Source organism: Pigmentiphaga sp., assembly GCF_019689535.1.
Taxonomy (GTDB): Bacteria; Pseudomonadota; Gammaproteobacteria; order Burkholderiales; family Burkholderiaceae_B; genus Pigmentiphaga.
Window position 1 is genome coordinate 1 of sequence record NZ_JADGHH010000183.1, and the last position, 6,854, is coordinate 6,854.

General features: G+C 68.2%; 6 protein-coding genes. 2 read left to right on the top strand and 4 right to left on the bottom strand.

Features of this window, described 5'->3' with window-relative positions; all coding sequences use genetic code 11:
• Nucleotides 1-55: 55 nt before the first annotated feature.
• Nucleotides 56-1,213 carry an SAM-dependent methyltransferase gene (locus IRZ12_RS14160; RefSeq protein WP_296469586.1) on the top strand — a complete coding sequence of 386 codons (1,158 nt, stop codon included), beginning with the start codon at nt 56-58 and terminating at the stop codon, nt 1,211-1,213.
• Between the two features lie 19 nt (nt 1,214-1,232).
• On the opposite strand, the gene IRZ12_RS14165 is transcribed toward IRZ12_RS14160, so the two are convergent.
• Genes IRZ12_RS14165 through IRZ12_RS14175 form a run of 3 tightly spaced genes read right to left on the bottom strand, consistent with a single transcriptional unit; the run spans nt 1,233 to nt 5,336 of the window.
• Nucleotides 1,233-2,390 carry a CCA tRNA nucleotidyltransferase gene (locus IRZ12_RS14165; RefSeq protein ID WP_296469588.1) on the bottom strand — a complete coding sequence of 386 codons (1,158 nt, stop codon included), beginning with the start codon at nt 2,388-2,390 and terminating at the stop codon, nt 1,233-1,235.
• A complete protein-coding gene (locus IRZ12_RS14170; protein ID WP_296469597.1) occupies nt 2,377-3,348 on the bottom strand; it encodes a complex I NDUFA9 subunit family protein in 972 nt (323 codons plus the stop codon). The genes IRZ12_RS14165 and IRZ12_RS14170 overlap by 14 nt, the downstream gene beginning before the upstream one ends.
• A 20-nt stretch (nt 3,349-3,368) precedes the next feature.
• The gene (locus IRZ12_RS14175; protein WP_296469590.1) at nt 3,369-5,336 is read right to left on the bottom strand and encodes a lytic transglycosylase domain-containing protein; all 1,968 of its coding nucleotides are present in this window, start codon (nt 5,334-5,336) and stop codon (nt 3,369-3,371) included.
• On the opposite strand from IRZ12_RS14175, the gene IRZ12_RS14180 reads away from it, so the two are divergent.
• Nucleotides 5,335-6,000, top strand: a complete 666-nt coding sequence (locus IRZ12_RS14180) for a 5-formyltetrahydrofolate cyclo-ligase (protein WP_296469593.1) — start codon at nt 5,335-5,337, stop codon at nt 5,998-6,000. The genes IRZ12_RS14175 and IRZ12_RS14180 overlap by 2 nt on opposite strands.
• Nucleotides 6,001-6,082: 82 nt before the next feature.
• Here IRZ12_RS14180 and IRZ12_RS14185 read toward each other — a convergent pair.
• A partial coding sequence (locus IRZ12_RS14185) for an MFS transporter (RefSeq protein ID WP_296469595.1) occupies nt 6,083-6,854 on the bottom strand: 772 nt, incomplete at its 5' end.

Consider the following 6,854-nt stretch of genomic DNA (forward strand, 5'->3'; position numbering starts at 1 on the left):
GCGCGGCCCCGCGCATGCGCGGGGCGGTTGCCTGGAACGTGGGACAATCCGGTGCATGAAAAAACTTCCCGACCTGGATCCCGTATCGGCCGCACATTCCCGGCGCGCGGCCCGTTTCATCGCCGACGAAATCCGCAAGGCGGGCGGCTGGCTGCCGTTCGATCGCTGGATGGCGCTAGCCTTGTACGCGCCGGGATTGGGCTATTACGCGGCCGGCAGCCAGAAACTCGCCACGGGCGGAGGTGTGCCTGCCGGCGACTTCGTCACCGCCCCCGAGCTCACCCCCTTGTTCGCGCGTACCTTGGCCAGGCAGGTTGCGCAGGTGCTGGAGGCTTGCGGCGGGGGCGAAATCCTCGAGTTCGGCGCGGGGACGGGCGCGCTGGCCGATGGGCTGCTGGCAGCGCTCGACGAAGCGGGCGTGCGGGCCTCCTATCGCATCCTCGAGGTATCGGCGGACCTGCGCGAGCGCCAGCGCGAGCGCCTCGCCGCTTATGGCGAGCGGGTGCGCTGGCTCGATGCCTTGCCGGAGTCGTTCACCGGTTGCGTGGTCGCCAACGAAGTGCTCGACGCAATGCCCGTGCGACTGTTCCGCTGGAGTGACGCGGGCCTGTTGGAACGTGGCGTCGCGCTCCACGGCGAAGACGGCTTTGCCTGGGAGGACCGGCCCGCGCCACCCGACTTGGCCGAAGCCGTGTCGGCCCGGATGCCGGCCCTGCCCGGTTACGTTTCGGAAATCAATCTCCAGGCCGAAGCCTTCGTGCGCGGCATGGGGCAATGGTTGCAGCGCGGCGCGGCCCTGCTCATCGACTACGGCTTCGCGCAACGCGAGTACTACCATCCGCAGCGCCTGGAGGGCACGCTGATGTGCCATTTCCGGCACGTTGCCCATGCTGACCCGCTGGTTGCCGTGGGGGTGCAGGACATTACCGCCCACGTCGATTTCACGGCCATGGCCGAAGCGGCGGTCGACGGTGGCCTCGAGCTGCTGGGGTATATCTCCCAGGCCGGATTCTTGATGAATGCCGGCCTGATGGACCTGCTCGGCGCGCTTGATCCGGCCGACGCCCAAGCCTACGCCCGGGCCGTCGCGCCGGTGCAGAAACTGCTCTCGCCGGCGGAAATGGGCGAGCTCTTCAAGGTGCTGGCCGTGGGGCGGGGCGTGGCGGCGCCGCTGATCGGCTTCGGCCGCGGCGACCGCAGCCATGCGCTGTAGCGACGATCGCCGGCCCTGTTCAATCTGCTTCTTCCATGCGCGCCTGTAGGGCCGCGATCCGCGCTGCGCGCACGGCATCGCGGATGCCGGCGGGCTGGGAGGCATGGCGGGCGGCGATGGCCCCGGCATCGACCGCCGCGACGGTGTTGCGCCAGGCCATCCAGCGTTCCGTGTCCAGCGGTGTCAGCAAGTTCGCCGTGCGCAGGAGCGCCTCGAAGCGCTCGGGCTTGCGCAGGGCATCGCTGCGTTCGAGCAGCGTCAACGCGCGATCCGCATCGCGGTCGACGCGAGGCAAGTCCTGGAGCGCCAACTGCAGCAGGCGCGCCATGTCATTGCAGTCGTTCGAGGCGCGCAGCCGCCGCCCCAGCGCCTGCACGTCGGGGCTGCGAACGCACAGCAGCGCGTAGCGCGACGCCAGCGGCAGGCCGCGGCGTGCCGCCTCATCCAGCGTGCCCGGTAGTCCATCGTCCATCACCAATTCGGGGGCGATGCGCGGCAGTGCGCCCGTGTCGGCCAGCACTTGCAGCATGCGCGAAGGCTTTTCTTGCATGAGCCCGCGCGACAACTCGCGCCAGACCCGTTCCGGTACGAGGGCGTCCACTTCGCCTTCGTCTGCCATTCGGCGACACAGCGCCAGCGTCTCGGGCGAAACCGTGAAGTCGGCGAACCGGGCGGCGAAGCGCGCCAGCCGCAGGATGCGCACCGGATCTTCGGCAAAGGCTGGCCCGATGTGGCGAAAGCGCCGTGCACGCAGGTCAGCCTCGCCTCCGTACGGGTCGATCAGCCGTCCGTCGGGTGCCTGCGCGATGGCATTGATGGTCAGGTCGCGGCGCCCGAGGTCGTCTTCGAGCGTCACGTCCGGGCCGGTGTAGAAGGTGAACCCTTTGTACCCTCGCCCGGATTTGCGTTCGGTCCGGGCCAGGGCGTATTCCTCGCGGGTGACCGGATGCAGGAACACAGGAAAGTCGCCTCCCACGGGCACGAAGCCGCGGGCCGACATTTGCTCGGGCGTGGCGCCGACCACCACCCAGTCCCGATCGCCCGCGGGCAATCCGAGCAGTGCATCGCGTACCGCACCTCCTACGACGAATACGGACAGGCCGTCGGTGGCCGGATCGCTTCCGGTCGTGCGCTCCCGGTTGCCGGCGAGCCCGGCCGGGCGGTCAGTGCCGGCCATGGCGGGCGCGGAAAAGGTCGAAGCGGGTGATTTCCTTGCGCCCCAGGTAGCTGGGCGCCAGTGCTTCGAGCGATGCGGGATGGATGTTGAGTTCAGGGGCGATGGGCGCCTCCAGTACGTTGTCCCGTTGCAGCGAGTCGAGGTTGTCGCGCGACAGGAGAGGCCTGCCCGGCATCCATTCCATGCAGGCGGCCTGTAGCTTGCCCAGGGCCATGGGAAGCGGCAGCACTCGGCGCGGGTGGCCGCTCCAGGCGGCGGCCTTCTCGATCAGCTCCTTGAGCGTATAGGCCTGGGGGCCGGCCAGCGGATAGGTCTTGCCGTAGGTGCGATGGTCGTCGAGCGCGTTGATGATGGCCTGGGTGACATCGCCGACATAGATGGGTTGCAGGCGCGCCGAACAGCCCGCCACCGGGAGCACCGGGAAAAAGCGCGCGAGCGAGGCGAACGTGTTGAGGAAGCGATCGTTCGGGCCGAACACCACCGACGGCCGGAAAATCGTCAATGCGCCGTCCGGCCAGGCGTCGAACACCCGCCGCACTGCCGCTTCGCCGTCGCCCTTGGAGCGTTGGTACATGCTGGGGCCCTGCGAGTCGGCTCCGAGCGCGCTGACATGGATGAAACGCTTCACGCCCTGGGCGACGCAGGCCCGCGCCACGCGCTCGGGCAGTTCCACGTGCAGCCTGCGGAACGCTTTTCCGTAGGGTGTTCCGCGATCCCCGTGCAATATGCCGACGAGGTTGATGACGGCGTCCTGGCCTTCCACCAAGCGGGCGAGCTCGGCGTCGTCCAGCAAGTTGGCCTCGACGACGTCCACAGTCGGCAGCGGCAGCAGATGGCGGGCATTCATGTAGCGGCGGGTGGGGACCTGTAGCCTGCGGCCCTGGGCGGCGAGGCGCGTCACCAGGAGGCTGCCTATGAAACCCGAACCGCCCAGCACGAGTATGCGAGGGTAGATCATAGTCATCGCGTGGTACTTCCTCAGGGAATGGCGGTTGTCTCCACCGCCTGCGGCTCGACCGTTCCCAACCAAGCCTTGAGCGACTGGGGCTGCCCGGTAAACAACGCCGCGTAATAGGTGGCGTTGGACAGCACCTTCTTGACGTAGTCGCGGGTCTCGGTGAAAGGAATGGTCTCGGCAAAAATGGCGCCTTCCACCGGGCCGGGCAGGGTCGAGCGCCAGGCGTGCGGACGGCGCGGGCCGGCGTTGTAGCCGGCCGAAGCCAACAGCGGCGAACCGTCCAAGTCATCCAGGACGATGCGCAGATAGCTCGTTCCGAGCGTGAGGTTGGTGTCCATGTCGTTGACGCGGTGCGGCGCGAAATCCGACATGCCGATGCGGCGCGCCACCCATTTGGCCGTGGCCGGCATCAACTGCATGAGCCCGGAGGCCCCGGCGGTGGAACGTGCATCCATCACGAACCGCGACTCCTGGCGGATGAGCCCGTAGACCCAGGTTGGATCGACGCCGATCTCGCGCGCCTTGTCCACCAGTTGGTTGCGAAATGGCGTGATGAAGCGGAGGTTGAAATCGTGCTGCTCGCGTGTGAGCTCGGCCGTGTTGACGACCCGGTCGTACAGGTTTTCGCGGTGGGCGAGCCGGGCGGCGGCCAGCAGTTGCCTGTCGTTCATGCCGCGCAGCGCGTAGTTCCATTCCCGGACCGCCTCGGTGCGCCAGCCCAGGCGGAACAGGGCGATGGCCCGCTGCAGGCCTGGGTTGTACTGCGCTTGGGCTAGTTCTTCGGCCGTGACGGGTGCAGCCGAGGTTGGGATGGTGGTGGCAATGCCGAGCTCTTCAGCAGCCAGTTGCCCGTAGAAATGGAATTGGCCCGCGATGCGGCGGAATCCCGCCTGGCCTTCTTCCACCGCGCCCAGCGCGACGAGCCCGCGCGAGTGCCAGTACACCCACGTGGGGTCTTCGCGCAGGGAGGCGGGCATGTGTTCGATGTAGCGGATCAGCGTCCGCCAGTCCACGGGCTGTTGGCGCAGCACCATGCGCGCGCGCCAGGCCTGGTTGTACTCCGTGAGCTTGCCGCCTTCGCCCGCCCGGTACCACTCCACCGCGACGGGGTCGAGCTTGAAGGCGGCCTGCAGGGCGAACTGATTGCGCACCCAGTTTGCGTCGGCGGCGGGAAGCCGCCGCGCCCAATTGCGCTCGAAGTAGTCATAGCCGACCCGCATGTCCTGGCGGGCGAGCCGGCCCAGGGCGATGACGATCAATTCCCGCAGGGTGCGGTCTTGCGCGGCCGCGTCTTGCCGCACCAGCCACTTCATGGGTTGATCGAGCACGGCGTTGAAGGTCTTGAGCTGGGTGGCGTCGAAGACGTAGCGCGCCATGCGCCGGGCGTTGGCCAATGCGTTGACCTCCAGCAGGTCGCGCAGCTGGGTGGAAAAGTGTTCCCAGTGCATGACGCCGTCGGCCTGGAGCCGGTCATAGAGCATCCAGCAGCCATCGCCCGCCTGGAACTTGCTCATGGCTTGCTGGGCCGTGACCCGCTCGCCGCGCGCATGCCTGGCGAGCAGCACGGCACAATCGGTTTGCGGCGTATTGACGGTGGTGTCCGCCAGGGAGAGCACGGTTGCGTAATCCCCCTGCTTGGCCGCCGCCAAGAGCCACTCGCCGCGCAGCCGTTCGGCAAGGTATGTGCCGCGGTGCACGCTGACGAACTCCTGCAACTCGGCTTCTGGAAGCGGCTTGCGCGGGTCGTTCAGCTGCTGGCGCAGCCACCAGTACTGGGGATAGGCGCCCAGCATGTGGCCTTGTAGGCGCGGGATGAGCGAGCGAAGTATGTCCCAATTGCCCGTTTGTACCGCAGTCCGCGCGGCCAGCAGCGCGTCATCCAGCCCGGATGAGCCGGTTTGCGCACAGGCGCCGCCCGCGACCGCGCTTGCCAGGACGATGGCAAGTGCTGTAATGCGGATTCTGTTCAGGAAAGCGGTATAGGCCATGGCAGCAAGGATAGCATCGGGAAAACCCAGGGAAGACCATCAGCCCGACCGGGCCGGCGGCGCGCCGACTGCAGCGGCACTGCGCCCCCGGCTGCGCGCGCTGCGGGCGGCCATGACAGCGGCGGATCGTGCCGCGGCGGACGCCCGCATCATCGCTTTCCTGCAAGGCAGGATACACGACTACCTGTCCGCTAGCCGTTGGGGGAACCGGCCCGTCGTGCTCTCCGCCTTTTGGCCCATCGGCGACGAACCAGACCTGCGGCCGGCGCTCCATGCGTGGGCGGGCGACTCGCGGCTCGAGCTGGCGCTGCCGGTAATCCAGACTCGTGCCGCTCCCCTGGAGTTCCGGGCTTGGACGCCCGGGGCCGCGATGGCGCCCGGCGCCTATCGGATACCGGAGCCCCAAGGCACCCACGCCTGCGTGCCGGACATCGTCCTGGTGCCGACCCTCGGGTATACGGCGGATGGCGACCGAATCGGCTATGGCGGCGGCTATTACGACCGCACGCTCGCAGCGCTCCGGTCGCGCGGCGAACCCTTTGTGGCCATCGGTGTCGCTTATGCCTGCGGACTGCTTCCGCCGGACGTCCATTTGCCCGAGCCGCATGACATGCGTTTGGACGAGATCGTGACGGAGGAAGCGGTCCTGGCCGTGCCGCGATAGCGGCGCTGCGCGCCGCGCAGGCGGTTCTTCGGGCTGGACTGACGGTGCCGGCAAGTGCCGCCGCGCGAGCGTCCGCGGCGGGTCAGCGGTTTCCGCGACGGGACCCGAGGAACCACAGGATATTCGCGGCGAGCGCCGCCGTCACGATGGCGATGGCCATCGGGTAGGGCGTGCCATTGGGCGCCGCGGCGATCAGGCCGCTGACGGCGAAGGCGCAGCCGAACTGCAGGACGCCGATCATTGCCGAGCCGGTGCCGGCGTACGGGCCCGTCTTGGACATGGCGATGGCCGCCGCGTTGCTGCCTATGAAACCCAGCGAAGCGATGATCAGCCACAGGGGCGGGATCAGCACGAAGACGTGGGTCGTCCCCGCGCATGCCAGCAACACGATGCCGGCGCCGAGCTGGAACCAGAGCGCGGCCCGGAGTAGCGGGCGGACGCTGAAACGGCGCAAGGCCGCGCGGTTGAGCTGGGCGCCTACGGCGATGCCCAGGGCCGTCAGCCCAAAGACGAGCCCATACTGTTGCTCGCTCAGGCCGAAATACTCCATGAACACAAAGGGCGAGCCGGTGATGAAGGCGAAGATGGACACTTGGGCCAGCCCGCCGACCAGCGCCGGGACGAGGAACCCCGGCTGGCGGACTAAGGTGCGGTAGGCGCGCAGCAGCGAAGAGACGTTCAGCGGCTGGCGCCGGTCGCGAGGCAGGGTTTCCGGAATGTAGCGCCAGGTCAAGGCGCCGCACAGCGCAGCGAACGCGAGCAGGAGGATGAAGATGGCCTGCCATCCGGCCGTGACCAATATCCACCCGCCCAGCAGCGGCGCAAAAACGGGCGCCACGATCATCAGCGTAATG

Bases quoted from the DNA above. Each gene is read 5' to 3' on its own strand.
- IRZ12_RS14170 (WP_296469597.1), bottom strand. From the start codon at position 3,348: ATGATCTACCCTCGCATACTCGTGCTGGGCGGTTCGGGTTTCATAGGC.
- IRZ12_RS14165 (WP_296469588.1), bottom strand. From the start codon at position 2,390: ATGGCCGGCACTGACCGCCCGGCCGGGCTCGCCGGCAACCGGGAGCGC.
- IRZ12_RS14160 (WP_296469586.1), top strand. From the start codon at position 56: ATGAAAAAACTTCCCGACCTGGATCCCGTATCGGCCGCACATTCCCGG.
- IRZ12_RS14175 (WP_296469590.1), bottom strand. From the start codon at position 5,336: ATGGCCTATACCGCTTTCCTGAACAGAATCCGCATTACAGCACTTGCC.
- IRZ12_RS14180 (WP_296469593.1), top strand. From the start codon at position 5,335: ATGGCAGCAAGGATAGCATCGGGAAAACCCAGGGAAGACCATCAGCCC.